Below are 15,408 nucleotides of genomic sequence, written 5' to 3'. Positions count from 1 at the left end.
ATAACGGGTGCGATTTCAACTAATGCTCGTCGTCATATATAAAATAAGCGCTAGTACTCAAAAAAAGGTGTGCATATACTTACTCCCTGTTCCCGCCGTGGCTGCTATTCTCAGCAAAACGGGGACCTTTATATAAGTAAATATAGCAATTTGTTTGAATATGGCAGATGCCTGCCGGAAGGTGGTGAAAAGTTTGCCGGAGGCAGGGCTATTTACGTTTTTGAGAAATGGAGCAGATATGTCTTAAAAGGGGAGAAATATAGTAAGGAGGACCGCTCATCCGAAACCTTGCTTTTTTAGCGATCCATCGATGAATGTCAATGACTTTCATTGACACAAAAGCCCTCAATATCTATCATAATCAGTTAAAATAATATTAAGAAAAAAGTACTACTCAAAATATGCGTACAAGTACTCTCTGGAAAGTTATCCACAAAAAGACTCGTTTTTAGGGGTTAAAATGTGAATAACCTCACATTTCGTGTACGCGATGAAGATAGCTATAACGTTGAGTACCTGCCTCTTTATTGTATAATATAAAAAATATATTTGAATGCGCTGAAGCCCTTTACAGGAGGGATAATGCATTGTCTTATATGTGCATTAAACACCATGTGAATCCTCCCGGAAAATGGCCATTTTTATAGGCTAAAAAGGGTAGTATGAGGGCAACTTTCATTTGTAATCTTCTGATTTATAATTGAGAAGTTGGGAGGGTTAAGGTTTATTAATTTTTAAAAAGATATTGTTTTATCAATAAATATAGATATTTTTATATTCGAATTTACTATATCCCTGACTATCGGATACTAATAAATCATAATCCATAACCAATGAAAAAATCTGCCTTATATGAATTGTGGACCGCGCTGGTAGCGGTATTTCACAGGTCAGACCGTCATCCCCGTCTTGCACGGATATATGTATATAATAATAAGATGACAGTTCCTTCACGCCGTTTCTAATGAGCGAGATTAACATTGGTACAATAGCATTCAAAACATACTATCCGCAGTAATCCTAAGCCTATGCGCACAAATTGTTACAATTCTACTCGTGTAAACCTGCTAGAAGCTATGCAGCGACGAGTTGGCCTGGTCCTTACTGATATCAAAAAATTGTCTGACCACTGCCTGTTCATGCTCCTTTTTATAGTGGGTATGACCTGGCTGCCAGCAAAGGCCGCTTCTCTGCCAGCTGGTAAGACAGATAAAAGCAGTATCGCCTCAGGTGTAAAGCCCTATACCAAGTCAGCCCAGATCTGGATGACCTATGGTTATACTCCTTCCGGGACAGATCAGGCTGTGACCACTGGTGACAGGATTGACTACAGAATTTATATCCGTAATACCGGTGATGAGCCGCTGACAGGTGTGCGCATTGTGGATACCATTCCACTGCATACAACTTTCTTTGGTGCAACTAACGGTGGCGGACTGAATGGAGGTCTTTCAAATGGTGTACTGACATATAATAATGTAACAATCCCGGTAGGCGCTACCATCTACGTGAATATCTCTGTGGATGTATCAGCTAACCTGACAGGTGTTGACTATATTAATAATACAGGTTATGTTGATCTGGGCGACGGCGCTGGTCTGCGTCATACCTTCGGTCCGGGCGCTGATAATAATGTCACCGCTGCACTGGGTGCTGACAGAGGCTGGCCTTCTACCAGGACACCGGTTGACAACGGTATGAATACCGTTGCATGGAAAAGCTCTGGTTATATCGGTACCGGTCCTGACCGTACGATCCAGACAGGCGACGTAATCACCTATGTGATCCATGTGAAAAATACAGGTTTACAGACGCTGACCAACATCCTGGTGACTGACTACGTGCCTGTATACACTAACTTCTACGATGGTGACGAAAACGTAACACCTGACGCTAACAACCTCCTTTCATGGACGATTCCTACGCTGGACCCCGGACAGACAACAGTCCGCACTTTCCGTGTAAGAGTAGCGACGGACCTGACAGGCGCAAAGTCAATCGACAATACTGCATATGTAAATAACGGTAACGGTAAAGGTTCCGTTGCAACATTGCCAGCTTTGTCAAATGATCCAAGCCAGCCGGATCCGGGTGGTCTGGGCAAACCATCTACTACAATTCCGATCAAGAGCGTTACTTCATTCGAAAGCTGGAAGATCGTACTGAACAGCAGCGGCGAAACAAAGGTAAAATCCGGTGAAGAACTATCTTATATAATATATGTACGTAACACGGGAAACATCACGATCCCATTACTGCAAATAAGTGATCCGGTTCCTGATTTCACCACATTCGAAAGTGCTTCCGATGGTGGTCTGCACTTTGATGGTTCCAACACTGTTGTATGGGCGGTGAATAACCTCGCAGCAGGAGCAATTGCAACACTGCACTTTAAAGTAAAAGTGGGTGATATCCCTGAAGGTATCGGTAGTATCAATAACACGGCGAGGGTGCAGATAGGTGGTAACTCTGACTCTACTTCCAAACCAACCTACCATTGCGATCCGAAAGAAGCAGGCTGTGATAAAGGTACTGTAACCAGTATCCAGGCAGTGAAGGGTAAACCAGGTCTGATGATCTCTAACGTGGTAACACCAAATGGCGATGGCAAGAACGATTACTTATTCGTAAGAGGAATAGATAAATACCCTAACTCACAGTTGTTCGTATTCAACCGTTGGGGAGGAGTTGTGTACCAGAATAAAGATTATCAGAATAACTGGAATGCGACGGGACTAAGCGAAGGGACCTACTATTACCGGCTTGAACTGAATGACCCTGCCGCCGGCGTGACTGTTTACAAGGGTTGGGTAATGATTATTAGATAATGAACTGTGATCCTAAAAGTGCAATTATGTACACGACAAAAAAATGGTTTACTGTAGTATTATTACTTTGCCTTGCAGCAGGTTCCCGTGCGCAGCAAAGTGTCCAGTTCAGCCAGTATATTTTTAACGGATTGGCAATCAACCCGGCCTATGCGGGTTACAAGGATGTACTACACCTCAACGCTTCGTATCGCCAGCAATGGACAGGATTTGAGGGCGCTCCGCGCACCGGATCCATCTCTCTGGATGGTCCGCTCAACCGCGGCAACAGAGACGCCAATGTTGGTCTTGGTATACAGGCAATGATGGATAACCTGGGACCACAGAGCGCAATCTCTCTCTACGCTTCTTATGCTTACCGTATCCGTCTCGACGAAGAAGACACCCGTCGTCTTTGTTTCGGTCTCGGTGTAGGCGCTACGCAATATGGAATGAATGGTAAGGACCTTGTCTATGAAACAAACGGTGACCGTATCATTCCTGATGGATCTGCAAAAGCGACAACACCTGATGCACGTGTAGGTATCTATTACTATACTCCTTCTGTTTATATCGGTGTATCTGTACTGGACCTCCTGTCCAAATACACCAGCTCCGGTTATAAATGGAGAGGTTATACATATGAAAGTATCCGCAGAAAACAACACCTGTATGTGACTGCCGGTTACATGTTCAATGTGAACGACGACATTTCCCTCAAGCCATCAGTACTGTTTAAAAGTGATTTCTCCGGTCCGGCAGGATTGGATGCTACGCTGATGATGCACATCGATGAACTGTTATGGGTAGGTGGTTCTTACAGAACAAACCTGTCAGTATTAAACAAGAAATCTGTTGTGAACAATACGGCTCTTGATAAGGCCAATGCAGTTAGCGGTATCCTTGAATACTATATCTCGCCAAAATATCGCATAGGTTATTCTTATGACTATAGCATGAACAAACTGGCAGGTATTCAGACTGGCTCTCATGAACTTTCGATCGGTATATTATTTAATTCAAAGCTATTCAGTACGTCCAATCCCCGCTATTTTTAATTTCTAAAAGATCATCAAATCTTTATATGCTACGACGTTGTTACGCGATATTATTGTGCACCACTCTGACGGTTCCGGTGATGCTGTATGGCCAGGAGCAGAAAAGCGTTCGGGTAAGGGCTGATGAAGCTTTTGAAAGACAGGAATATGCTGTAGCGGCATCTCTGTATGGAAGGATCATTAATAAAAAGAAAACGAAAACTTCCATTGATCTGCTGCAACGTATCGCACTCTGCAACCGTGAAATCGGTCAGTATGAGGATGCTGCTTTCTGGTATGAGAAAATGGTCGATCGTCCTGATTGTCCGCCAGTAACGTTTCTGCAGTACGGGGAAGTCCTGAAGAGTGTGGGTAAATATGTTGAAGCAAAACAACAGATCGCCAAGTTCACTACCGGGAAACAGGATAGTCTCAGACTGAGGAATGTGATGATGGCGGGTTGTGATAGTGCTATCATCTGGAAGTCCGGTCGTCTGGATATGGCGATGGAAAATATCAAGGAGCTCAGTTCTTCGGGTTCTGACTACGTGAGCGGGGTAACAAGACAGGGTTTGCTGCTGGTATCCAACGGTTATCGTAAAATGACCATGAACCTGCTGCCTGAACGCAACCCGGCGATCGATACACGTACGAACCAGCCTTATTACAAAGCATATATTTTCAAACAATATTCCCAGGGTGTGGCCAACACTTTCGTAGAAGAAGTTGTTCCGCAATTATTAGCCCTGGTGCCTTATCACATCGGCCCCGTTTGTTTCAACGCAAGAGAGGATACCATTTACGTTACACTGAACTCCTGGCAGCAGGATATTGCCAACCGTAAGAAACGCGGTCCGGTAAATGGTGAACGTGTAATGATGGTGTTCTGGTCAGTGAAAACAGGTGATGACTGGAGACCGCTGGAGCCGCTGAGAGAGATCAACGCGCCAGGTTCTTCTACCGGTCATGTGGCATTGAGCCGTGATGGTAAAACCATGTACTTTGCGTCCAACAGAAAAGGCGGACAGGGTAGAATGGACATCTGGTTCAGTGAAAAACAAAAGAACGGCAGATGGGGTAAACCCAAGAACTGTGGTCCGATCATCAACACTCCTTTCGACGAAGCATTCCCTACCTATAATGAAGATAACATGCTTTATTTCTCCAGTAAGGGTCACCCCGGTCTGGGAGGGTTTGATATGTTCCGTATAAGAGGTAAAGGCGCTGAGTGGAACCGTTTACAGAACCTGCGCTATCCATTCAATTCCGGTGGCGATGATCTGGGTTTCATCATGAAAGCGAATATGTATGAAGGTTACTTCTCTTCCAATCGCCCGGGTGGTGGTGGTAGCGATGACATCTACCGCTTCATGGATACACACTTCGCTGAAAGATTTGACAGAGATCCGGGTATCCAGCCTTATAAAGAGATCGAAGCAGGTATTAAACCAGATATGCCTGCCCTCGCAGATAATACAGCAGTTGCTACAGACGTTCCTGCAGAATCAGTAGCGAAAGCGGAAGGTCAGAAACAACCAACTGTTATATCTCCAAGACAACAGGTAGTTGCGCCGATCACTTTACCAACAGCTTCAGATCCTGTTCCAACGTCTTCTAAAACCACAGAAGAACCGGTTGTGACGAATCCAAGACAGGCGGTAAGTGCACCGATCGATCTTCCTGGTTCCGTACCAACTTCACATCCGGCAGAACCCGTAGTAGCGAAGAACGATCCTGTTGCAGCACCAGTCAAAGAAGAGCCGGTAAAAGAACCTAAATCAGGTGCGCCTGTAAGACGCGGACCAGGTTCAAAAACACCACCTGTTAAGAAACCGGGTGTGAAAACACCAGCAGTAGCAGTAGCTGCACCAGTAGTCGCTGCACCTGTTACAGAAGAGCCGGTGGCAGAGAAAACGCCTGAAAAAGCACCAGAGAAAACACCTGTAAGAACGCCTGCAAAACCAGTTGAAACGGTAGCAGTGACACAGCCGGAAGCGAAACAGGAGACAGAAATGAACGAAATGGACGCAGCTATCCAGCATAAGATGGAAGGTATGGAGTTCTACTACGATTATAACAGTGCGGTACTGACTACCAAGTCAAGAAACCTGCTGGATAGGGTAGCGGTAGTACTGAACCAATATCCTGACTGGAAACTCCTGGTTCGTTCCTACACTGACAGCCGCGGTTCCGATGCATATAACAAAGATCTCTCTGCACTGCGTTGTTATGCGGTAATTGAATACCTGGTACGTAAGGGTGTATCTTCTACGAAACTTTACTACGAAAACATCGGTAAAGATCCTGAAGATCCATGCGGTAAAGGTGTACCTTGTACGGATGAGCAGTATATGCACAGCAGACGTACTATGTTGAAAATCATTCACAAATAACCGAATACATTTTACAATAAGAAACGCCCTTCCGGTAATGAACCGGGAGGGCGTTTTCTTTATGGCAAAAAAAATTACATTTGGGATAGTACTATACCACGTTAGGTACGACACCTTTATCAGAGAGTCTGGAATTAGGAACCAGTAGTAGACAATTAACCATAATACCTTAAAATACCATTTTACCTGTGAAAACCGGTCTTATATCTGCACATCCCTATTTAGAGAGCAAACTGACATCGTAATATTACCTGTGGCCCGGGCATGTTAGCAGACATAAACCAGTACTTCCATATCGTCTCAAAAAAACCGTTATAAATGAAAGTAAATTCTACCTTTCGTAGCGCGGTGTCTTACCATTATGTAAGACATGCACTTCTGCTTTTACTACTCGTGATGGGACTATCCCCCCTCATGGCGCAGGTAACTCCGCAGGTGCCCGCCACCACGAAGAACCACAGCAAGCAGGTGATAGGGTATATCACCCAATGGGATGCCTGGAAAGACGTAGCCGGTATCGTTCCCAAGGGCGGTTATAATCAGCTGAACGTGGACTATTCGCAGTACACTATCCTTAACTTTTCTTTCTTTGGTGTAGCCAAAGACGGTTCCTTACACAGCGGGGACTTTCGTAACAAAAACATCTACCAGGTAGGCGCCGTACAGGAGCCGGGTGCACTGGTAAATGAAGATATCTACAGCAGCTGGGATATGTTCCTGCTATACGGTGAACTGGATGCCCCACTGTATTATATTTCAGAAGGAAGTTATGCATATACGCTTGGTTACCGTAATGAAGGCAGTGGCTGGAAAAACGTTAATACCGGCAAAACCGGTGTTTTCCCTTTATCTGTACCTAAACAGGGTGGCGCACAGGGCGTACTTGACCTGGCTCACTCCAAAGGGGTAAAAGTAATGGCTTCCATCGGTGGATGGAGCATGTGTAAACACTATCCTGAAATGGCAGCTGATGCCACCAAACGCGCAAAATTCGTAGCGGGTTGTGTTGAGCTGATGAATATGGGCTTCGACGGTATCGATTTCGACTGGGAATATCCGAATGATCCGGGTATGAACATCGAAAGATACAGCACAGCCGATTATAACAACTTCGCTGCACTGGTTGAAGCGGTAAGAACTGCGATCGGTCCTAATAAACTGATCACAGCTGCTTTCGCTGCTTCTCCGGCTAAACTGCAGGGTTTTAACTGGTCCCGTCTTAATAATTCCATGAATTATTATAACATGATGACCTACGACTACAATGGCGGATGGTCTAATAAAGCGGGTCATAACGCTCCCCTGTATGATTACCCAGGTGCAGAATACACCAACTTCTCTGTTGATGCCACTGTAAAAGCACTGAAAGCGCTGGGCGTAAATATGTCTAAGGTAAATATCGGTGCACCTTTCTATGGCCGTGGTGTAGTTACTTCCGGTGCAGCTGCACTGAATGGCGCTACTACCAAACGTGCTGAAACCGTTCAGCCGGATGGTCCTATTCAGACCTGTGCTGACTATACCAACTGGGCGAAAGACCTCTGGGATGGTACGCCTAACTACAGCTATATCCTGCAGCAGACTTCTTCCGGCTGGACTGAAGGATGGGATGATGTAGCGAAAGTACCTTATAAAACGAAAGGCAACTATTTCCTGAGCTATGACAACGAACGCTCTGTAGGTGAAAAAGCCAAATATATCAAGGACAATGGACTGGCAGGTGTGATCATCTGGCAGGTATACGGCGACATGCTGAACATGACCAGCAGTACCGTTGCTAAGGGCAAGCTTATCTATTGTCCTAATACTACTTCTCCGCTTGTAAATAAGATCAATGCTGTTTTTGCTGATGGTAGTACGCCTGTAAATCAGGCGCCTGTAGTAAACCTGACTGCACCAACTGCGAATGCTACTTTTACAGCGCCTGCAGGCATTACTGTGAGCGCAAATGCTACTGACAGCGATGGCAGTATCAGAAGAGTACAGTTCTATAACGGCGGTACCAGCCTGGGTATTGACTCTGTAGCGCCATACAGCGTTTCATGGAGCAATGTAGCAGCAGGTACTTACAGTCTGACAGCTGTAGCAACTGATAACAGTGGTGCAAGCACGACTTCTGCTGCTGTATCTATCACAGTAACCGGCGGTGGTACGAATCCTCCGGTTGATAACAACAAGGTAGTAGTAGGTTACTGGCAGAACTGGAACCTCGCTTCCGCACCGTACATCCGTCTGCGCGATGTAGACAGCCGTTACAATGTGATCGAAGTAGCGTTTGGTACAACCAGCAGCGATCTGTCTACTGTGAATTTTACACCAGAAGGAACAACGGTAGCTGAGTTCAAAGCTGATATCGCTACATTACAGGCACAGGGCAGAAAAGTATTGCTGTCACTGGGTGGTGAAACCGGTACGCTGGTGATCAACACGGAAGCCAATAAACAAGCTTTCATCTCCAGTATGAAGAGCCTGCTGGATAGCTACAACTTCGATGGTTTCGACCTTGATATCGAAGGTGGTATATCCTTACAGCTGAACAACGGTGATAATAACTTTACAGCGCCAACTACACCTAAAGTAGTCAACCTGATCGCTGCTGTAAAAGAGATCATCACTTACCGTAAAGCACAGGGTAAAAACTGCCTGCTGACCATGGCGCCTGAAACATACTATGTACAGACGGCTTATGGCGCAACATATTCTCCGCTGGTAGGTGCATATCTGCCTATCATCTACGGTCTGCGTAACGAACTGTCCTGGATCCAGCCACAGTTATACAACACTGGTTCTGTAATGGGCCTGGATAATAAAGTATACAACTCTACTACTGCTGACTTTATCGTATCTATGACTGAAATGCTGTTACAGGGCTTCCCTGTATCAGGTACCAGCCAGACATTCCCTGCACTGCGTGAAGATCAGGTAGCTTTCGGTCTGCCAGCTGCACCAGGTGCTGCAGGTAGTGGTTACACTGCTCCGGCAGAAGTGAAAAAAGCACTGAATTATCTGACCAAAGGTCAGTCTTACGGTGGTACTTATGTGATCCGTAAATCAGCTGGTTATCCTGGTCTGCGCGGTATCATGACCTGGTCAGTGAACTGGGATAAAGTAAACAACAGTGAGTTTGCGGCAAACTATTATCCATACTTCTTTGGTACTACTCCGGGCAATCAGTCTCCGGTAGTAAGTATCACTTCTCCGGCGGCCGGAGCATCCTTCACAGCACCTGCTTCTATCACGATTACAGCAAGCGCTTCAGATGCTGATGGTTCTATTGCGAAAGTTGAATTCTACAATGGTGCGACCAAACTGGGTCAGGCTACGGCAGCACCTTATTCCTATACCTGGACGAATGTAGCTGCGGCTACTTACAGCTTAACAGCTGTGGCGACTGACAATGCAGGCGCCGTAACAACCTCCGCTGCGGTATCTGTTACAGTAAACGGTACCGGTAGTAACTCCTGCGATGGTATTGCTGCGTGGTCAGCTACTATTGCATATAATGGTAACCAGCAGGTAGTGTACAACAGTAAGATCTACACTGCAAAATGGTGGACACAGGGCGATCAGCCGGATACGCACAGTGGTGCTGACCAGGTTTGGGCTTATGTACGCGATTGTGGTGGTGGTACTAATCCTGGCAACCAGGCTCCGACAGTAAGCATCACTTCTCCGTCAGCAGGTGCTTCTTTCTCTGCTCCGGCTACAGTAACCATCCAGGCTACTGCTGCTGATGCAGATGGTACAATTGCCAAAGTTGAATTCTACAATGGCAACACCAAACTGGGAGAAGTAACGGCAAGCCCATACACTTACACATGGGGTAACGTAGCAGCTGGTGCTTACAGCATCACAGCTGTAGCTACCGACAACGGCAGCAAGTCTACCACCAGCACTGCGGTAGCTATCCAGGTAGGTGGCGGCAACACCGGCAACTGTGCAGGTGTGGCTACTTATCAGCCTTATCCTAAAGTATACAACCAGGGAGATAAGGTAGTGTACAATGGTATCCTGTACGAAAGCCAGTCAAATGGTCTGTACAACGTAACGCCTGGTACTGCTGACTGGTGGTGGAAACCACTGGGCGCATGTGGTGCAGCAGCAAGAGTAGCTGTCGTATCTCCGGTACCTGACGCTGTTAATGCAGACAGCAAACTGGTCGTATTCCCTAACCCGCTGACAGGTACTGTACTGAAAGTACAGATCAATGCAGCACAGGGTGAGAAAGTACTGATCGAACTGTGGAGCACTAACGGTAACGCTATCCTGCGTAAACAGATCATCGCGGGTGCTAAAGGTCAGCAGACTGTTGATCTGGATGTGTCTCAGGTACCAGCGGGTTCCTGGATACTGAAAACCAGCAATCAGCAGAGCGGCCGTAAAGGTTCCGCGAAGGTGATACGCCTGTAATATTTTAAATAGAAATTAAGAATTAGGAATTAAGAATGACTGCCATTGCAAGCTTCTTAATTCCTGATTCCTAATTTTTTCGAGTTTCTGTCAACCATGTCAAGCGAGAGTCTGTATGCTGCTTTTTATGTACTGTATTTTCACGTGCTCTTTCTGTGGAGCCGGCTATGATAGCCCGTTTCACTTCCCTCAGAATAAATAAGGTTCACAGTTAACGCTAAAATTCCAACGTATGATGATGAAATTTACACACGTATTTCTTCAGGTTTTCATGATCAGCTGCCTGCTCCTGGCAGCGCTTGAAAGTGTATCTGCACAGTCAGGTATCTATGGCGGCGGTCCTATCTACAAAAACCGCAGCTATGCTATTAATGAGCTCAGAAATTCCGGTTACACCTATGTGGTGGTATGGACCATTCACATCGATGCAAGCGGCAATTTTAACTTCAATGCGGAATTTCCCCTGGTACAGAATGGTACTTATATAGGCGGGAATTCCTATCCGAATTTTGTGGATGATATGGCCAGACTGAAGTCAGCACCGACCAGCATCAACAGGCTGGAATTTTGTCTCAGTGCATGGGGTTCATCCACTTTTACCAATGTGAAAAATCTGATCGCTGCACAGGGTACCGGTAGTACCAGTACGCTGTACAAAAATTTCCAGGCTTTACGCAACACCTTTCCTATGGTAGATGCCATTGGCTTTGATGACGAAAGTGCCTATGATGTCAGCTCTGCTACAGCATTGGCGGTGATGCTGGGCAACCTGGGATTTAAGGTAAGTCTGGTACCATATACCAATTCCGGTTACTGGACCAGTGTGGCGACCAATACAAATAATCAGCGTCCCGGTACAGTAGACAGGATCGACCTGCAATGTTATGCCGGTGGCGCAGGTAATTCTCCCTGTAACTGGAATTTTGGTACCATACCGGTATATGCGGGATTGTGGGATACGGAGAAGTCAACCACACAGGTACAGAATCAGCTGAACACCTGGAAGAACAGTTGCAGTGCGCGTATCAAAGGTGGTTTTATCTGGCTGTATGATGATATTGATAACAGTTCCCAGACGGCCGCCTATGCGACCGCTATCAGGAATGTGTTTGGCGGCGGTACACTGAGTACGGCAGCTGTTACATTTTATCGTGATTGTAATTACGGTGGCCTCGCGATCAGTTTGCCAACGGGAGATTATACCCTGTCCAGACTACAGTCATTCGGTATCCGTAATGATGATATTTCTTCTGTAAACGTCAACAGTGGTTACAGTACCCGTCTGTATCAGAACGATAACTTTGGCGGTACATCCCTCGCGCTGACAGCCAGCAATTCCTGTCTGGTAGCTGCGGGCTGGAATGACGTCGCCAGTTCACTGACCGTACGTGCAGGCAGTGGCGCAAGAACTGCTGAAGATGTAGCTATACAGAAGAGCACTATCCCTGTGACGTCTTCAAAAGGATTCCTGCTCTATCCCAATCCTGCTGCGGGTGAGTTGAGATTTCAGGCAGATGAAGACCTGAGCGGTGCACGTATACAGATCTTTGATCTGAGTGGCCGGCTAGTCATGACTGCCCGTAATATGGCAAACAGACTGGATATTTCCAGGCTGCATGCCGGTGTGTATACCATTGTGTTCAACAGCAATGGCAGCATGATCACCCGCCAGTTTGTAAAACAATGAAAATAACCATTTAAATCGCTGATAAATCCTTTTTGCAGGTTCTGCTTTACACTTCTTGTAATTGAACGTATTAAGGGAAACACTTCTTTGCCTGGAGGCGGTGGGCGGAACTTGCAATCAGTAACGCCGGTGTATGGCCGGCGCATTTTAAATCCCTCAAAACATAGATCATGAAAGCAAAAAATTGGATGAAGGCAGGTCTGCTGTTTGCAGCAGGTTTGTTGCTGTCCGCACAAACTTTTGCACAGTTTAAAGTAGTAGGCTATATGCCCTCCTGGTCTGGTAGCGTAAGCGCTATCCAGTACAGCAAACTGACGCATATTAACTACGCCTTTGCCTTGCCTACTTCCACAGGTGGCCTGCAGCCAATTGAAAACCCGTCTAAGTTATCCAGCCTTGTGAGCAGCGGACACGCCAATGGTGTGAAAGTACTGATCGCAATAGGTGGATGGAATAACGGAGATGATGGCGCATTTGAATCACTGGCAGCCAATGCTACCTACCGTACAAACTTCGTGAATAACGTCATGAATTTTGTTAATCAGTACGGTCTGGATGGTGTGGATATGGACTGGGAATACCCTGACGCGGGTGCTTCTGCCAATAACTACCTGGCGTTGATGCAGCAGCTGTCCACAGCACTGCATAACAACGGTAAACTGCTGACAGCAGCAGTGGTAGGAACCGGTGGGGCCAGCATCCTCAGCGGCGTATTTAACGTAGTCGATTTCTTAAACCTCATGGCTTATGATTATAATAATTACGAACATTCCACTTACACTTACGCATCACAGTCACTGAGCTATTGGGTTGGCAGAGGTTTGCCAGCTTCAAAGGCAATATTAGGTGTACCATTCTACGCACGTCCATCATGGAATAGCTATGCTACTTTGCTGGCGAATGGTGCAAGTCCTAATTCCGATTATTTCGGTAGTGACTATTACAATGGTATTCCTACCATCAAGAGCAAAACCAACCTGGCATATGATCAGGGAGGTGGTATCATGATGTGGGAATTATCACAGGATGCAACCGGCGCCAACTCATTGCTGAGCGCTATCTACCAGGTAAAAGTAGACCGCGGTGGCGGAACACCTCCTCCAACCGGCGGCACCCTCATCCAGGCAGAAAATTATACATCCATGTCAGGCGTACAGGTGGAAGCTACCACTGACGCAGGTGGTGGCTCTAATGTGGGCTACATTGAAACCGGTGACTGGATGGCATATGCAAACATCAACTTCCCGACTTCCGGCGCATACAAGGTAGAATACAGAGTAGCCAGCCAGAGCACAGGTGGTCAGTTATCACTTGACCTGAATTCCGGCTCTATTGTACTGGGTTATCTGAATGTACCTGCGACCGGTGGATGGCAGACATGGACAACTGTTTCACACAATGTAAATGTTACGGCAGGTACCTACTCACTGGGCGTTTACGCACAGTCAGGCGGATGGAATATCAACTGGATCCGCATCACCAAAGTGGCTTCCGCTGCACGTACAACAGCTGCAACAAGTGTGAAAGAGCCGTTGTTTGACAACAAGGTGGTTGAAAAAGCCCCATTACTCTTCCCGAATCCTGTTGCTACTTCACTCAACCTGAGAGGTGACTTCAACCAGCCAGGCGGTGTCATTACCATTTATGATCTGAATGGTAAACAGGTACTGAATGCCAAAGGCGGTGTTACCAGTATCAGTGTTGATAAACTTCCTGCCGGTACATACCTCCTGGTATATGTAAAAGGCACGAAGAGAGTAACACAGCAATTCGTGAAACAATAATCTGACCGCCTGCCTCCGGCAAAGAGTGTTTCCCTTATTTACAAGTCCCTTTTTATTAACCATTTAAACAAAAACCCGTATGATGCGATCATTAAAGATGACCCTTATGTTAACCGCTGGTCTGGCACTCGGTAGTAGTGTCGCGTCAGCCCAGAACTGGCAGCTGGTCTGGCAGGACGAATTCACGAACAGTATAGGCCCTGACTGGGTATTTGAAACCGGCACCGGTTCCGGTGGCTGGGGAAACAATGAACTGGAATACTATCGCCGCGAAAATGCGACCATCGAAAATGGTCAGCTGGTGATCACCGCAAAGCAGGAGAGCTTTGGTGGTATGAATTACACTTCTGCCCGTATGAAAACCCAGGGCAGAAAATCCTGGACATACGGTAAGATCGAAGCCCGTATCGCTATGCCATCTTTCCAGGGCTCCTGGCCGGCGTTCTGGATGCTTGGCAGTAATATCACTTCCGTAGGATGGCCGTCCAGCGGAGAGATCGATATTATGGAACATGTTAACACAGATGCCAATGTACACGGTACCGTACACTGGACCGGCACCAACGGAGGTTATGCTTCCTATGGCAGCTCTACGCCGGTAGGTGTAACAGGTTACCACGTTTACAGTATCGAATGGGACGCCAATGCCATTAAATGGTTTGTAGACGGCGTACAATTTAACGTTATTAACATTGCCGGTAATGTAGGCAGTACGGAAGAGTTTCACCGCGATTTCTTCATTCTGCTGAACTTTGCCATTGGCGGTAACTGGCCCGGCTTTACAGTGAACAATGCTGCGCTGCCTGCAAAAATGTACGTAGACTATGTGCGCGTATACCAGAATTCAGGTGGTAATAACAATCCTTTTTCCACGACTATTCAGGCCGAATCTTATAGCTCTATGTCCGGCGTACAGATAGAACCTACTACTGACGCAGGCGGAGGATCAAATGTCGGTTACATTGAAACAGGTGACTGGATGGCTTATCCATCAGTGACCATTCCTACAAGCGGTACTTATAAAGTAGAATATCGCGTTGCCAGCCAGACTGGCGGCGGACGTTTATCGCTTGACGTAAATGCAGGTGCAAATGTGCTCGGTTACCTGGACGTTCCGTCTACCGGCGGATGGCAGAACTGGACCACGATCTCGCATAACGTGACGATCAACGCAGGTACTTATAATTTTGGGCTGTTTGCGCAGACCGGCGGATTTAACATTAACTGGTTCCGCATCACCAAATTGTAAACCATCATCTTTTAACCAACATCTTCAAACAGTTTTACCCT

General features: G+C 46.5%; 7 protein-coding genes. All 7 read left to right on the top strand.

All coding sequences use genetic code 11. From position 1 onward, the window contains the following. The first annotated feature begins 1,076 nt into the window (after window positions 1–1,076). The 7 genes from BMZ72_RS11500 to BMZ72_RS11470 all read left to right on the top strand — a co-directional run bounded on the left by BMZ72_RS11500 (window position 1,077) and on the right by BMZ72_RS11470 (window position 15,367). Window positions 1,077–2,828, top strand: coding sequence for a T9SS type B sorting domain-containing protein (locus BMZ72_RS11500; RefSeq protein WP_177222764.1), 1,752 nt, complete (start codon window positions 1,077–1,079; stop codon window positions 2,826–2,828). Window positions 2,829–2,854: 26 nt separating this feature from the next. Next, a complete protein-coding gene (locus BMZ72_RS11495) occupies window positions 2,855–3,865 on the top strand; it encodes a PorP/SprF family type IX secretion system membrane protein (protein ID WP_177222763.1) in 1,011 nt (336 codons plus the stop codon). Between the two features lie 26 nt (window positions 3,866–3,891). Continuing rightward, a complete protein-coding gene (locus tag BMZ72_RS11490) occupies window positions 3,892–6,237 on the top strand; it encodes an OmpA family protein (protein ID WP_089808357.1) in 2,346 nt (781 codons plus the stop codon). A 318-nt stretch (window positions 6,238–6,555) separates the two neighbouring features. Beyond that, complete coding sequence (locus BMZ72_RS11485; RefSeq protein WP_089808355.1) at window positions 6,556–10,647, top strand: glycosyl hydrolase family 18 protein; 4,092 nt, start codon at window positions 6,556–6,558, stop codon at window positions 10,645–10,647. Between the two features lie 232 nt (window positions 10,648–10,879). Beyond that, complete coding sequence (locus BMZ72_RS11480) at window positions 10,880–12,334, top strand: T9SS type A sorting domain-containing protein (protein ID WP_255373185.1); 1,455 nt, start codon at window positions 10,880–10,882, stop codon at window positions 12,332–12,334. Window positions 12,335–12,504: 170 nt separating this feature from the next. After that, window positions 12,505–14,118, top strand: coding sequence for a glycosyl hydrolase family 18 protein (locus BMZ72_RS11475; protein ID WP_089808353.1), 1,614 nt, complete (start codon window positions 12,505–12,507; stop codon window positions 14,116–14,118). A gap of 79 nt (window positions 14,119–14,197) precedes the next feature. Further along, window positions 14,198–15,367, top strand: a complete 1,170-nt coding sequence (locus BMZ72_RS11470) for a carbohydrate-binding protein (RefSeq protein ID WP_012789855.1) — start codon at window positions 14,198–14,200, stop codon at window positions 15,365–15,367. Window positions 15,368–15,408 lie beyond the last annotated feature (41 nt).

The sequence above is a fragment of the Chitinophaga sp. YR627 genome, from assembly GCF_900114995.1.
GTDB lineage: Bacteria > Bacteroidota > Bacteroidia > Chitinophagales > Chitinophagaceae > Chitinophaga.
Note: the sequence above shows the minus strand (reverse complement) of the source record. Positions and strands in the feature narration are given on the sequence as shown.